The 14,549-nt window shown below is 41.1% G+C and carries 13 protein-coding genes and 1 tRNA gene; 3 read left to right on the forward strand and 11 right to left on the reverse strand.

All coding sequences use genetic code 11. The annotated features are described in order from the left end of the window. Positions 1-5: 5 nt before the first annotated feature. Genes OFO01_RS05420 through OFO01_RS05440 form a run of 5 tightly spaced genes read right to left on the reverse strand, consistent with a single transcriptional unit; the run spans position 6 to position 7,166 of the window. Entirely contained in the window at positions 6-1,796 is a 1,791-nt protein-coding gene (locus OFO01_RS05420) for an AAA family ATPase (protein ID WP_270859174.1), read from the reverse strand. After that, a complete protein-coding gene (mtaB, locus tag OFO01_RS05425) occupies positions 1,759-2,997 on the reverse strand; it encodes a tRNA (N(6)-L-threonylcarbamoyladenosine(37)-C(2))-methylthiotransferase MtaB (protein ID WP_270859175.1) in 1,239 nt (412 codons plus the stop codon). The genes OFO01_RS05420 and mtaB overlap by 38 nt, the downstream gene beginning before the upstream one ends. Beyond that, positions 2,998-4,665 (reverse strand): mechanosensitive ion channel family protein, encoded by a 1,668-nt coding sequence (locus OFO01_RS05430; protein ID WP_270859176.1) that lies wholly within the window; start codon positions 4,663-4,665, stop codon positions 2,998-3,000. Then, complete coding sequence (aroB, locus tag OFO01_RS05435; RefSeq protein WP_270859177.1) at positions 4,662-5,696, reverse strand: 3-dehydroquinate synthase; 1,035 nt, start codon at positions 5,694-5,696, stop codon at positions 4,662-4,664. The genes OFO01_RS05430 and aroB overlap by 4 nt, the downstream gene beginning before the upstream one ends. 48 nt (positions 5,697-5,744) lie before the next feature. Further along, complete coding sequence (locus tag OFO01_RS05440; RefSeq protein ID WP_270859178.1) at positions 5,745-7,166, reverse strand: TrkA C-terminal domain-containing protein; 1,422 nt, start codon at positions 7,164-7,166, stop codon at positions 5,745-5,747. Positions 7,167-7,294: 128 nt separating this feature from the next. Between OFO01_RS05440 and uvrA the strand changes: the two genes are divergently transcribed. After that, entirely contained in the window at positions 7,295-10,111 is a 2,817-nt protein-coding gene (uvrA, locus tag OFO01_RS05445; protein ID WP_270859179.1) for an excinuclease ABC subunit UvrA, read from the forward strand. Between the two features lie 124 nt (positions 10,112-10,235). Here uvrA and OFO01_RS05450 read toward each other — a convergent pair whose 3' ends face one another. The 4 genes from OFO01_RS05450 to OFO01_RS05465 all read right to left on the reverse strand — a co-directional run bounded on the left by OFO01_RS05450 (position 10,236) and on the right by OFO01_RS05465 (position 12,157). After that, positions 10,236-10,481, reverse strand: a complete 246-nt coding sequence (locus OFO01_RS05450; protein WP_270859180.1) for a hypothetical protein — start codon at positions 10,479-10,481, stop codon at positions 10,236-10,238. A gap of 97 nt (positions 10,482-10,578) precedes the next feature. Beyond that, entirely contained in the window at positions 10,579-11,001 is a 423-nt protein-coding gene (locus OFO01_RS05455) for a hypothetical protein (protein ID WP_270859181.1), read from the reverse strand. A gap of 135 nt (positions 11,002-11,136) precedes the next feature. Continuing rightward, on the reverse strand, positions 11,137-12,033 hold the full coding sequence (locus tag OFO01_RS05460) for a metallophosphoesterase family protein (RefSeq protein ID WP_270859182.1): 897 nt from the start codon (positions 12,031-12,033) through the stop codon (positions 11,137-11,139). Positions 12,034-12,081: 48 nt separating this feature from the next. Next, positions 12,082-12,157: transfer RNA gene (locus OFO01_RS05465), tRNA-Phe, on the reverse strand. 171 nt (positions 12,158-12,328) lie between these two features. Here OFO01_RS05465 and OFO01_RS05470 point away from each other — a divergent pair. After that, positions 12,329-12,832, forward strand: coding sequence for a DUF4149 domain-containing protein (locus OFO01_RS05470; protein WP_270859183.1), 504 nt, complete (start codon positions 12,329-12,331; stop codon positions 12,830-12,832). Beyond that, the gene (locus OFO01_RS05475) at positions 12,822-13,214 is read left to right on the forward strand and encodes a YbgC/FadM family acyl-CoA thioesterase (protein WP_270859184.1); all 393 of its coding nucleotides are present in this window, start codon (positions 12,822-12,824) and stop codon (positions 13,212-13,214) included. Before OFO01_RS05470 ends, OFO01_RS05475 begins: the two co-directional genes overlap by 11 nt. A gap of 48 nt (positions 13,215-13,262) precedes the next feature. Here the strand turns inward: OFO01_RS05475 and OFO01_RS05480 are convergent, their stop codons facing one another. Next, complete coding sequence (locus OFO01_RS05480; protein ID WP_270859185.1) at positions 13,263-13,667, reverse strand: hypothetical protein; 405 nt, start codon at positions 13,665-13,667, stop codon at positions 13,263-13,265. A 78-nt stretch (positions 13,668-13,745) separates the two neighbouring features. Then, the gene (locus OFO01_RS05485; RefSeq protein WP_270859186.1) at positions 13,746-14,507 is read right to left on the reverse strand and encodes a transporter substrate-binding domain-containing protein; all 762 of its coding nucleotides are present in this window, start codon (positions 14,505-14,507) and stop codon (positions 13,746-13,748) included. Positions 14,508-14,549: the final 42 nt, after the last annotated feature.

The raw sequence follows: 14,549 nt of genomic DNA on the forward strand, positions 1-14,549 counted from the left end.
TTTTCCTAATCATCGAAATTTAATCTATCACTTCTAGGCGCAGGTGTTTCACTCTGAATTTCGCTCTGCTCTTCGCCCTGCTCTTCGCCCAAATTTTCCTCGTCCTCATCAAGCTCTGGCTGCAAGATCGAGCGCACGCCAGAGTGAGTGATATACTCATAAACAAAAATTTGCTTCGCTATCAAATTTAGCGCCTCTTGCATAGTGCGAAGCGTCTCGCCCACATCCTCAAAACACGAATTTAATATCTCATTGACGCTGGCTGGATTTGGCACGAAACTATCCCCCATAGCGTATTCATAAACCATTTTTTGCGCCAGCTCGGTGGCCTCTTTGACATCGTTTGAGCCGTTTGTAAAGGCGTCATTTTTGTGTATCGCAAGGGCTGCGGTGCCGCTTAATAGGACCTTGATTTGATTTAGCATTTGGGTTTTGGAGCGGATTTCAAAATCATCGTTTAAAAATTTATCGTTTAAAAGCTCGATTTTATCGAAATTCATCGAATACCAATACGCAATCAGAGCCTTTGCAGCCTGATAAAAGGCTTGGATTTCTTTTTCGTTTTCTGTTAAAATTTGGCTTTTTTGCACACCATAAAATACCTTTGTGCGCACATTTTCGAAGTCTATTAGCTCGATTTTATCGCTTCCCCTCTCTAATGCCTTCATAGCAGCTTCATTGACAAATGTCGCCACGCCTGCCCCACTAAATCCCACGCAAAGGCGACTTACTTTGGTTATATTTAAATCAAATTTTTTATCCGCAAGGTAAATTTTTAAAATTTCAATCCTGTCTTTGTAATTTGGTAGTGAGATAAAAATGCGCCTATCAAACCTGCCAGAGCGAAGCAGAGCCTCGTCGATCAAATCAATTTTATTCGTAGCGGCAATGACCATTACACCGCTATTTTCTTCAAATCCGTCCATTTCTGTTAGAAGCTGATTGAGCGTAGCCTCTCTCTCGTCATTTCGCCCAACGCCCCTTTTACCGCCCACAGCGTCGATTTCGTCGATGAAAATAATCGCAGGTGCGCAGGATTTTGCCTTGGCAAAGAGCTCCCTGACGCGCTTTGCGCCCACTCCGACAAACATCTCAGCAAAACTCGCCCCGCTTTGGTAAAAAAACGGCACGCCAGCCTCGCCAGCTACGGCCTTTGCAATTAGCGTTTTTCCCACACCAGGAGCCCCAATCATCAAAACGCCTTTTGGGAGTTTTATGCCAAATTTTTGGTATTTGAGCGGATTTTTTAGAAAATCTACGATTTGTATTAGCTCATCTTTAACCTCGCTAATGCCTGCGATATCGCTAAATTTCACATCGCTTTTAACTGGTTCAAATGAGTTTGGTGCGAAATTTTGCGGCGCAGTATTTTGAGCTTGCGAAGCTAAATTTTGCCCTTTTTTACGGCGTGAAAGCACGGTTTCAAAATAATAGACAAAAAGAAAAAATGCAAAAGTGAAAATCACCAAAATCGCGCTGATTGTCATTTCGCCACTATTGCCGTGCGATTTGCTGATAACTGCGTGATTTGCTAACTCTTTGAGATCGACGATATCGGCTAAAATGCGGTATCTTTTGCCCTCGTAAATGAAATTTAGCGCGCCGTCCTCGATATGGGCTCGCTTGATCAAATCCCTTTGCATAAGCTCGCTAAATTCGCGTTCGCTGATGTATTGCGCGTCATCTTTGAAATACACAATACTAAGCAAAACGATAAGCAATCCCAAAAACACAAGGATTAAATTTAGCTTGTTTGCCTTAAATTTCTGCCACATTTGACTCAAATTTGACTTCATAATCTTCTATCCTTACCCATTTTTTAGATAAATCTTTTTCGCTTTTTATCAAAATTTTATTATAAAACTCATCGTATCCTTCAAAAAATTCGCCATTTTTGCGCTCTACTAGCACCGAAAGTGGCGATTTGTGAGCTTTGCGAAACTCGAAATTATTTAACGCTACGATATTTTTAAGCATTTTAAGCCTAGCTTTCGCCACTTCGCCATTAATCCTCCCGCTCATCGAAGCAGAAGCTGTGCCCCAGCGTGGAGAGAAAATAAAGGCGTGCAGGTGCGTAAGCGGGAATTTTTTGAAATTCTCAACCGCCTCGCCCCAGACTTCCTCGCTCTCTCCTGGGTGAGCGACGATGAAATCAGTGCCTAGCGCAAAGCCTCTCTCGCCCAGCTCCAAAAACAGCTCCAAATCCCTAAATGCCGTGTTTCTGCGACGCATAATGCTAAGCATAGTCTGCGAAGTGTGCTGCAAAGCGATATGCAAATGTCGCTCCAAAAAGCTTTCGCCCAAAATTTCGCGAAAACTCTCATCAATCTGACTTGGCTCGATTGAACCCAGCCTAATGCGCTTTATGCCTGAAAGGCTGCCAAGCCTTTGCAACAAAGCCCCAAGAGATGTGGCGCTATCTTTGCCATAGCTACCGATATTCGTGCCAGTTAGGACGATTTCGCTAAAACCATTTTGGGCTAAATTTCGCGCCTCATTTATAATCAAATTCTCATCAATAGAGCGCGCGCGCCCCCTTACAGAGGGGATTATGCAGTAAGCACACGAAAAATCGCAACCCTCTTGGATTTTGATAAAGGCTTTCGTGTGATTCTCAAAATCGCCGAGCACACTACTTTCTTTATACTCCAAATCTCCGATATCGTAAAATTTCGTATCTGCGCGCAAATACTCATCGATTTTGGCCTTTTGGCTCATACCAAAAACGCCAAAAATTTGATTTTTTGCTAGCAAATTTTGCCCCTGAGATTTCGCTCCACAGCCTGTTAAAATCACCCTTTTTCCAGCCCTATTCATACGCGAGATATAGTTTCTAGCATCGCTATCTGCGCCGTTTGTAACGGTGCATGAATTTACCACAATGATATCTGCTTCGCTCTCATTGCCCGCAATCTGCGCGTTTTGCACCATTTTTTTGATTAATTCAGTATCGTAAATGTTCGTGCGACACCCAAAGGTCTTAAAATACACCCTCACCTATACTTCTCCCATAGGTGGCTCATTTGGCTCGAAATTTGGCGCTTTGTTTGCGCCATAAGTTTTGCCGTTGTAAAGCGTGTAAGCTGGGTAAGCGATTTTGATATCATCTTCTTTTTGCAAGCTTTCTAAAATTTCACTTGAAATATTGCTTCTAAGTCCCAAAGTAGCGTATGAATTTGTCATATACCAAACCGAAATTTGTATACCATAAGGCTCGAAAAAGCTAAAAATTCTAGGCTCGACATTTGGGTTTTTTATGCTGTATTGAGAGCGGAGTTTTGACATTTGCTTTTTAGCGATATCGGTGTAGCCTTTCGAATACTTCCTGACTATGTTTTTGATGATATACATAGCTTTTTTATGATTGCTATCAAATGTGAGTAAGATATCAATGCCGTCCCAAACGGTCTTTAACCCAGAGTGCGTATAATTAGCCAGCAAATCTGTAAAAATGTAGTTATTCGGTATAAATACAACCCTGCCGGCGCGCTTGTTTTCTCGCCATGTAGTCATCGTAACATCTTCGAAAATTGTCATTCTAAGCACGGAAATATCGATGATATCGCCCACATACACGACGCCATTTTTGCAGACTTTGACGCGATCCCCTACCCTAAATGTGCCGCCAAATACGATTACAAGCCAGCCAAGCGAGCTCATAAACATATCCTTCATCGCAATCGCCAAACCAGCCGAAGCAAAGCCCAGCACGGTAACAAAATGCGTCATATTATCAATATACGAAAATAGCAAAATCAGCACGATAATGGTGAAATTTATGACATTTATGATTTTATTTACAAGGTAGAAATTTTCGTCATTTATGACATATCGTTTGGCGATAAATTTGGCTAAAAACGCCAACGCCAAAACTATACCAATCCATATAAGGATATTTCCAGCGCGCTTGATTTGCGCCGTGATATCGGCAGTTAGCGCGGTGATTTGGGAGTTGATTTTTTTCTCATACACATCATAAGTAGTGCCTGCAAGCTCGTAAGCAGAGCTAAATTCACCGATTTCATATTTTAAATTTTCGTAATCTTTGATGAGTTTATCATCTGGGGAAATTTTCTCCACTTTGGCGTATAATTCGGCTTTGGTTTCGAGTTTTTCTATCAAAACCTTTAAATTTTCGATTTTTCGTTTTTGCTCCAATTTTTGCTCTTGTAAATTTCGAATCGTCGAAAAGCCCGTAATTATCGAAAAGGGATTGCTCACACGCTCTGGTTCTGGGGTCTCTGGCATAGCGACAATGTCTAAAAATGGGCTTTTTTCATACTCTTTTAAAAGCGAGAGTTGCTCATTTACGGCGCGAAGTTTTTTGCCTATTTCATTGATCTCGTCCGCGTCGCTTAGGGATTTTTGCTCATCTTGCAGGATTTTTTGCTGTTTTAAAAGCTCTTGGTAACCGATGAAATTCGCAAATCTGCTAACCCAAAGATTGTTTTTAATCTCCTCATCAATCGCCCTAATCTGCTCACTAAGCGGAGCAATCATCGCTACATCGGCACTTTCGCTCGAATTGACATATTCTTTATTTAATCTAGTGGCTGAGCTGTTTTGCTCTGATAAGCTTAAATTTTGCTCTGCTAAATTTTCGCTTAAATTTCCCTCACCAAAAGCAAAAATAAAAAATAAAAAAAGAGTTAAAATTTTATTCATTGAAACGCTCTTAATGTCGATTTTACGAGATTTTCATCGATATCATCAGATACGAAAAAATCACCAATTCCCTTTGGCATGATAAATTTTATCTTGCCTGAGGCACTTTTTTTATCCAGATAAAACATTTCGTAAAATTTATCTACGCTTTGGATTTTATAACTTAGCGGAAGTCCGAATTTAGCGAGCAACGCGCGAATTTTTTCCGCCTCGTTTGCGCTTAGTTTGCCAAGTCTTACAGCCAAATCATTTGCCATAACCATGCCAATCGCCACAGCCTCGCCGTGCAAATACACAGAATAATTCGTCAAATTCTCAATCACATGCGCGAATGTGTGTCCGTAGTTTAGCACCGCTCTCACGCCATTTTCGCGCTCATCTCTCGCCACGACACTGGCTTTTATTTCCACGCATTTTGCGATGATATGGGCTACTTCGCTATCACTCTTCAAATCATGCTCGCAAAAATACTCAAATAGCTCTTTATCAAATGTAACCGCCATTTTCACAGCTTCCGCCACACCTGCGCCAAATTCGCGCGCTGGCAGGGTTGAGAGAAATTTACTCTCACAATACACGGCGCGTGGTTGATAAAATGAGCCGATTAAATTTTTGCCGAAGCGGTTATTCACGCCTGTTTTCCCGCCCACGCTAGCATCTACTTGGGCTAAAAGCGTGGTTGGGATATTTATAAAATTTATCCCTCTTTCATAAATACTCGCGCAAAATCCCGTAATATCGCTAATCACGCCACCGCCAAGTGCTATTAGCGTGCTTTTGCGATCTAGTTTGGAGCTAAAAAGTTGCTCTAAAATTTGCTCGACGCTGGATAGATTTTTATACTCTTCGCCATCAGGAATTGTGATGATAAATTTCTGCCCACACTCCAATCTCTCCAACAAATACGAGAGCCAAAGCCCGCTAACATTGGGGTTTGTGATGATTGCGACCTTGCCAGGAAGTGAAATTTTGGCTAATTCGTCGATAAAAACGCTGTAACTTTTCTCTTTCAAATCAATATCAATTTTCATATTCTAACCCCTTTATTTGCCTTATTGTAGCATAAATTTTGCATTTTTTTACCCCATATCGCATGGAAGAAAAATTTGGTGATTGTGGCTTAGTTTGAAATACATTTTGTCAAGGTCTTTTTTGAAAATTGCTGTCGATTTCGGGGCTAAAATTTTATCGCTAAATGGCACAAACTGCAAGAAATCACTCTCTCCGCTAAGCTCGATTAATGGGTTTTTACTCATATCATCGTGAATTATGAGCTCTTTTGAGAAAAGCTTTGACAAATTTAGATAATTTTGCACAAACTCGCCACCTTTGCCGCCGTTTTCGTTAAAAATATACAGGTGAATATTCATACCAAGCTGCGAGCTGATATCAAAAACCACGCTTGATTCCTCGTCCATATTCGCTCCGCCATTTACCACCACACTGCGTTTTATCGCCTCTAACTCGCTCTGCCCTAGGCTTAAAATCGGCACACCAAGACTTTGCAAATAGGCTTTATTTTTTTCGAAAATCTCTCTCACGCACACGACCAAACCAGCCTTATTTTCGCTCACATCGCCGTTTAAATTCGATATATTTTTCTCTTTATAATCAATTAAAATTTCAAATTTTTCGTCATCACTTTTGGCCTTAATCTCCTCGAAACTAGGCGAAATTTTAGGATTTACTACCCTAATGCAAATTTTGTGATTTTGAAGCCTACTATCTAGATACTCCACCGCTCTTAGCGTCTTATAAATCGAGCTCTCGCTCATTTCCTTCATATCAATTAGCGCATAAATATTTATCCCAAATGGCGATGGAAACTGGCCGTTTTGCTGTTTGACCTGCGCAAATACCGCGCGCAAGGCACTTGGCTCGCCCACGACCAAAATCGTATCGTTTGGATAAATCACCGTGCTTTTCGTGGTGATTATGTATGTGTTGTGGCGATAAATCATCGGGATTTTGTATCGCTTCGAGCTTAGAGTGCCTACCTTGCGATACGCAAATGAGCTTCCCACAGGGATTTTTACCTCCATTATCTCGCCTCTACCAAGCCCCACATACTGCGCAAAAACCGGACTATCTGGCAAGCAACCCATAAAACGAGATGAATTTAGCGATAAAACATTTAAAATTTTAATATGCTTTTCTTCTTTATACTCTTGCACCAAATCCCAAAAATCAGCGAGATAAATTTCCAAATTTGGCGCAATTTCTTTGAGATTATTCAGGCTCACCCTAGCGTCAAATTCAATGTCCATTATCATTATACACCTATCGAATTCGCCCTGATTTACTACTAATTTTAGCCTTTCTATGCTTGTAGGATCGAAAATCTCCACGCTGAAATTTTGCATACCCAAAATCCCCTCAGGCACGCAGGAGCTGTCTTTTGCGATGATGAAGTATTCGTGGATAACATCTTTGGATTTGTAAATTCTATTTAAAAAATGGCGCGCGAAATCGCCACTTGCTATGATTAAAACTCTTTTCATTTTTATCCATTAAATTTTGATTTTTCAAAATTATATCAAACATGGCTGAAATTTAAGCGTTTTTGCAAACTCTTTCAAAGAATTTTAAGATATAATTAAAGGTTAATTTTCACAAAAAAGAGGCTAAAATGAACGATAAAATCACAATTATCGGCGCAAGAGAACACAACCTAAAAAATATAAATTTGAAAATTCCAAAAAATAAATTAGTCGTTTTTACCGGCCTTTCGGGCTCTGGCAAATCCACGCTGGCCTTTGATACACTCTATGCCGAGGGGCAAAGACGCTATGTAGAGAGCCTTTCGGCGTATGCTAGGCAGTTTTTAGACCGCGTGGGCAAGCCAGATATCGACAAAATCGACGGCCTAACCCCAGCAATCGCGATAGATCAAAAAACCACCTCCAAAAACCCGCGCTCGACTGTTGGCACGATAACTGAAATTTACGATTATTTGCGCTTGCTTTACGCTAGAACGGGCGTGCAACACTGCCACCAATGCGGCAAACCAATCTCAAAAATGAGCTCATCTGATATCATTGCCGAGGTTATGAAACTCCCAAATGGCGCGAAAATTTCAATTTCTGCCCCGCTTGTGCGCGAAAAAAAGGGCACTTTTGCTGATTTGATCGAAGATATGCGAAACAAAGGCTATGTCAGAGCCCAGATTGACGGCGTTTTGGTGCGCCTTGATGAGGAAATAGAACTAGCCAAAACCAAAAAACACACAATCAAAGTCGTCATCGACCGCGTCAGTATCAGCGAAGAAAACGCCACTAGAATCGCAAGCGACATCGAAAATTCCTTAAAACTTAGCTTTGGCGAGGTCGAAATAGATATCGCAAATGCCGATGAATTCGGGCTTGCGCACGATCATATCCATTACAGCGAACACATGGCGTGCTTTGATTGCAAAATTTCATTTACACCGCTTGAACCGCTGACTTTTAGCTTCAACAGCCCCAAAGGTGCGTGCGAGGAGTGCGACGGGCTTGGGATTAAATTTAGCCTAGATTTAGCTAAAATCATAAACGAGGCAAATTCTATCGAAAATGGCGCGATTAAGGTAATGTCGGGGTTTAACAAAAGCTATTATTATAAATTTTTGCTCGGATTTTGCGCGGCAAACGATATCCCCACAGATGTCCCATACGCCGAGCTTGACGAGGCACAAAAACAGCTCATTTTATACGGAAGCGCGAAAGAGGTGCCGTTTTATTGGAAATCACACAAACTAATGCGTAAATTCGAGGGCGCGATAAAATACGCCTATGATTTGCTAAAAAACGAAAACGATTTAGACGAATATATGAGCGAAAAAACCTGCTCTGCTTGTGGCGGACTGCGTCTAAAACCTCAAAGCTTAGCTGTAAAAGTCGCTAGCAAGGGGCTTGGCGAAGTGGTGAAGACAAGCATAGAAGAAAATGTCAAATTCTTTGGCGATGAGAAAAATTTCGCTCATTTTAGCCCGCAAGAGGCGCAAATCGCAGCACCGATTTTAAAAGAAATCAACGAAAGGCTATTTTTCTTAAACGATGTTGGTCTTGGATACCTGACCCTTGGGCGCGATGCACGCACAATCAGCGGTGGCGAAGCGCAACGAATCCGAATAGCTAGCCAGATTGGAAGCGGACTAAGTGGAGTAATGTATGTCCTAGATGAGCCTAGTATCGGGCTTCACGAGCGCGATACACAAAAGTTAATCAATACACTTAGAAATTTACAACAAAAGGGAAATTCCGTAATCGTCGTCGAACACGACAAAAAAACCATACAACAAGCGGATTTCGTCGTAGATATCGGACCTGGGGCTGGTAAATACGGCGGCGAGGTCGTATTTAGCGGAAGCGTGGAAAATTTGCTTAAAAGCGACACGCAAACTGCGCTATATATGAACAATCACAAAACGATTGATTACCAAAAAAACCGCCCGCAAAAAGAGTGGTTAAGCATAAAAAATGTCGAAATCAACAATATCCACGGCCTAAGCGCAAAATTTCCTTTGCGAAATTTAGTCGGAATTACCGGAGTTAGTGGCAGTGGCAAAAGCTCGCTCGTGCTTCAAACAATCCTGCCGGCGGCATTGGAGGAACTTAACCGCGCCAGAAATGTTAAAATTCTAAAAAATGCCAAAATTTCAGGCCTGCAAAATTTAGACAAGGTCATATACCTAGACCAAAGCCCAATCGGTCGCACCCCACGCTCCAATCCAGCCACTTACACTGGCGTCATGGACGAGATCCGCGCGCTCTTTGCGCAGACAAAAGAGGCGATGATGAGGGGGTATAAAATCGGGCGATTTAGCTTCAATGTCAAGGGTGGGCGTTGCGAAAAATGCGCAGGAGAGGGCGAAATCAAAATCGAAATGCACTTTTTGCCCGATATCAGCGTAGTTTGCGACGCATGCGGTGGTTCGCGCTACAACGCCCAGACGCTTGAAATTTACTACAAAAACAAAAATATCGCCGAAGTTTTGGCGATGAGTATCGACGAGGCTTTGGAATTTTTCAAAGCTGTGCCAAAAATTTATCAAAAACTCAAAACCCTCCAAGATGTCGGCCTTGGCTATATCGCGCTAGGTCAGCCTGCAACCACGCTAAGCGGGGGCGAGGCTCAGCGCGTCAAACTCGCGAAAGAGCTTAGTCGCACGGATACCGGCAATACACTTTATATCCTCGATGAGCCGACCACAGGTCTGCACTTCGCCGATGTCGATAGGCTGGTGCAGGTGCTTCATCACCTCGTGGATTTGGGCAATTCGGTCTTTGTCATCGAGCATAATATGGACATCATCAAAAACTGCGACTATCTCATAGATATGGGGCCAGAGGGTGGCGATGGTGGCGGAAAAATCGTAGCGCAAGGCACACCAAAACAGCTGGCGAAAAACTACAAAAAAACGCACTCATATACCGGGGAGTTTTTAAACGAGGAATTTGCTGGGTAAAATTCGGGTGAATTTGGGGAAATTTAGCGTGAATTTTGGAGTTAAATTTGGCAAATTTAGTTTAAAATTTAGCGTAAATTTTGCATGAAATTTGCATTAATTTTCCCAAATTTTTAAATTTAGCCTAAAAATTCTCGGCTAAAAATCTATGATAAATTTCATCTTTGCACGCGCGTGAAATTTCGCCGTTTTTGCAGGCGTTATCTAAAATTTGCAAGAACTCACCCGCAAATTTTGGATCGTCATAAAATTTCGCTATCGCCTCTGTAATCCTGCCTGGCAAATTCGCAAATTTCGGCGCAAAATTCGCCCTTGGCTTCAAATTTATCTTTTCGATTTTATTATAAAGACAGCCCCATAGGGTGGGCATCCTTGCCCACCGAATTTTATAAATTTATCAAATTTAATCATTTTAATCCTTTGCTTAACCTTTGTTGTGGGCGAGGACGCCATCCTACGAAACTCAATTATTTTTTTCTTTCAATAACTATAATTTTCAAATTTCGTTTTGATAATTTTTCAAAATCATCATATTGTATTAATTTGATTTTTCCATTACTTTTATGCCAAAATTCATGACATAGGTGGTTGTTGTTTTTTAAAAAATTGCATTTTATAAATTTTAGCAACTCTATATGTTGATTGTATCCAATAATTAGCAACTCATCTTTGTTATCGCCAAGTAAAATTTCATCTATTTTGTTAGAATTTAATTTTTCGTAAAATCCATAATCTTTTTTAAGTGTTTTTGCACAACTGCCACCATTTTTTGTGTCTGGCGTATTTATAGCACAACCCAACAAAACACTTTGTTCATTGTCTATCCTGCCATTAAAAAATATAAAAAACAATACGATTAAAACAAATAAAATAAAAATTACTTTTTTCATTATTTATCCTTGTTTGGGTAGCTCCGTAAGGTGGGTATCCTTGCCAACCGAATTTTATAAATTTATCAAATTCCATTATTTTTTAATCCTTATATAAGCATTTTTGCAAATTTTTCCCAAATTTTCAAATTTAGCCTAAAATTCCTCGGCTAAAAATCTACGATAAATTTCATCTTTGCACGCGCGTGAAATTTCGCCGTTTTTGCAGGCGTTATCTAAAATTTGCAAAAACTCACCCGCAAATTTTGGCTCATCATAAAATTTCGCTATCGCCTCTGTAACCCTGTCTGGCAAATTCGCAAATTTCGGCGCAAAATTCGCCTTTGGCTTCAAATTTATCTTTTCGATTTTATTATAAAAACAGCTAAATTTTTGGTTTATCTTGCGATTTGTGTGAAAGTGTCCGAAATACCACTTTCTAAATTTCATACCCTCGCACAAACCTTGCAAAATATCCATATTTATATCTTGCGATTTTTTATGATTGCGCGCAGAAATAAGCCCGCAAGCGAGATTTCTCGGGCAAGTGTGCGTGATGACGATATCGATCTCACGACCCACGCTAGCTAGATTTGCCCACGCTGTGCTAACCTCGTCTTGCGTGATAGCCTCCGCGCTCCACCACGAGATGTTTTCGCGCCTCATACACTTATCCACGCTTAGCGCGCCACCCATAGCAAACAGCGTAAAACCGGCTATTTCGTAAATCTCGCCACACATTAAATGAATAACTTTTTGGCTGATTTTTTGCACCACGCCACCGAATTGAAAGCTCGTTTTATAAGATTTTAGTCTGTTAAAATTCTCGTGATTTCCGTCGATAAAAAGGGTTGTGAATTTCTGCGCATCGAACCAGCTTAACCACTGCTTTTCCTTTTCGTCTGGCTCGTTTTCCCAAATAAAGCCAAAATCCCCAGCGATTATGAGATAATCATCGTCTTTAAATCTGTGGTTTTGGGCGAATTTTTTGAGCTTAGCACCGCCACTTTTGTATCCGCCGTGAGTATCGCCCGTGATAAAAATCCTAGCCATTGCGCGCCTTAAATTTCACTGATTTTGGGATTTAAATTTGAATAAAAGTGGTGGTTAGAGGCAGAATCGAACTGCCGACACGCAGATTTTCAGTCTGCTGCTCTACCGACTGAGCTATCCAACCACGAAAAAAGAAAAATTATTTTATTTAAACATTGCTTAAATAATGATAAAATTTGAGAAATTCGGCTAAATTCCAGCCAAATTTACACAAAATTTCCAAATAAAGACAAATTTTAGGGTATAATGGCGCAAAATTACAAAATTTACGAAATTTACAAATTTAAGGATTTTTATGAAAGCGATTTTTTCGATTTATATCCTCGCTCTTGGCGCGCTCATCGGTATCGAGCTTAGCCTTGGCGCGCTTGTGGCTCCGACGATTTTTTACCCGCAAAGCCTCATTGGTGAGGGCGTGCTTAACCACTTCCAAAGCGGTCAGATGATGAGCGCGATTTTTGTCAAATACAACGCCATTTTAATGCCGTTTTCGATAATTTGCCTCATTTTTGAAATGGTGAATTTCAACAACAACAAATCCCAGCCGTTTAATCTCAAATTTTCAACCCTTATGTTAGCGCTCATAAACCTCATTTTAGCGACACTTTTCGTGCTGTATTTCACGGAATTTATCCTTGACGCGCAAAAGCTAGGCGAAGCAGGCACGCAAACAGCCGAATTCGCCCAAATCCACAAAGCCAGCGAGTGGTGCGCCAAACTAATGATAATCGCGCAAACGGTGCTGTTTTTCCTAAAAATGGTGCCAAACTTACGCATAGGCAGAGGCGATGAAATTTAGGATTTATTACGACGATACCGACGCGCAGGGCATCGTCTATCACGCAAACTACATAAAATTTTGCGAGCGGGCTAGAAGCGAGGCGCTAATGCGTGCAGGCGTGAGGTTTTTTGGCGAGCACTCGCATTTCGTGGTGAGCGATTTGCAGGCGAAATTCCTGCGCTCTGCGGTGCTGGGCGACGAGCTAGAAATCAAAACCACGCTCAAAGAGCTAAAAAACGCAAGCGCGGTGCTGACACAAAAAATCTACAAGCTAAAAGATATAAATGGGCGCGAATTTGACGAGCTAATCTTCGCCCAAGATGTCAGAGTCGCATACCTGCAAAACGGCAAACCGGTGAAATTTGGCGACGAAATCGTGGAGTTTTTCAAGGGGTTGTGAGGTTTGGCAGGGCCAAATTTCACAAAATTTTATCATAATTACTTAAATCTAAAAATTGTCACATTGATTAGGTTTTATGTGTATGCTAAATAAAAATTTTCCATTAAATAGAGCATAATCGTATTGTAAGGGCACTCGAAGTTCTCTAAAAAACCTCATATTCGGATTTGTGCAATAGTTATTTTCTGTCATTACTCCCATTACATACTTAATTTTTCTTAGTTCAAGCTCATCTAATGAACTCCAATCTGTTTCATCGGTATTAGTTACTACCATAGAATATACAAATGTATCTTTTATACAAGCTGTATTTCTAAGAATAGTGCTTTTATCTACATTATATGGGACTTGTGAGTTTATATCATTTACGGCTTCTATCATAAATTCCTCATTGCAAATATCTCGCCCAAACAAACTAGAAATAACCACGCAAAATGCAAAAATTTTTTTCATTATTCTTCCTCCATAGATAAAATTTTAAAAGTGGTTGCGAAAACCAAAAGCAGTCCTCGCAACCGAAATTTTAAAATTTTAATACGAATAAACTAATCCGTATTTTTCAGTGATTTTTTTCAACTCGCCGTTTGCCTTCATTTCAGCGATTACTTTATTTACGAAGCTTTGCAAATCGCCATTGTTTTGCGACATCAAAGCACCGATTTCATCGCGCGTAAATGGACTTTCTAGCAGCGGAGCGGCTAGTTTAGGGTTGTTTGCCACATAATACGGCGCCTCAGTAGTCTCTGTGATCATCACATCGGCTGCGCCTTTTGCGATTTGCGCTGGGATCTCGGCGTTTTTCTTATGGACGATGATTTTAGCGTTTTTAAAATTTGCCCGCGCGAATTTCTCGTTCGTTCCGCCCGGATTTATCATCACGCGAACGCCCTTTTTATCGATACTCTCTAAGCTTGTGAATTTCGCAGCGTCGCCTTTTCGGCACAAAATCGTCTTACCGCTAGCAAGGTAACCATCGCTCATTAGCATAGTTTTTTTGCGTGTTTCGTTAATCGTAATGCCGGTAGTAGCGATATCGAAGCGCTCTGCCATAGTATCATCGCTCAGACTTGGCCAGCTAGTGGCGACGAACTCGGGCTCCACGCCAAGACGCTCGGCGATTGCCCTTGCGATATCGATGTCAAATCCCCATAGCGTGCCGTTTTGCTCGCGCACACTTAGCGGTTTATAATCCCCAGTAGCCCCCACTAGGATAGTTCCGCGAGATTTGATTTGATCTAGCGTAGGTTGGTTTAACCCGTGTTGATTACTCGCACAACCAGCGAGCAAAAACAAAAAACGAAAGCCCTAAAAAAAGTGTTTTGAAATACTTTTTCA

This window comes from Campylobacter sp. JMF_01 NE2 (assembly GCF_027737365.1).
Lineage (GTDB): Bacteria > Campylobacterota > Campylobacteria > Campylobacterales > Campylobacteraceae > Campylobacter_B.